Source organism: Vallitalea longa, from assembly GCF_027923465.1.
Lineage (GTDB): Bacteria > Bacillota > Clostridia > Lachnospirales > Vallitaleaceae > Vallitalea > Vallitalea longa.
Genome location: NZ_BRLB01000103.1, coordinates 1 through 218, shown reverse-complemented (window position 1 = coordinate 218; position 218 = coordinate 1). Strand labels below are relative to the sequence as shown.

General features: G+C 47.7%; 1 rRNA gene. It reads right to left on the bottom strand.

The window, feature by feature from the left end:
- Positions 1-205, bottom strand: a 16S ribosomal RNA gene (locus tag QMG30_RS24985); the annotation flags it as partial.
- Positions 206-218: the final 13 nt, after the last annotated feature.

Genomic DNA, 218 nt, shown 5'->3' with positions numbered 1-218 from the left:
GACTCTGTAGTCTTATGCGGTATTAGCACACTTTTCAATGTGTTATCCCCCTGCATAGGGCAGGTTACCCACGCGTTACTCACCCGTCCGCCGCTTTCCACTGTCTAAATCACCCGAAGGTTCAATAAATAGCTTCTCGCTCGACTTGCATGTGTTAAGCACGCCGCCAGCGTTCATCCTGAGCCAGGATCAAACTCTCATGTTTAAGATTTTTTAAG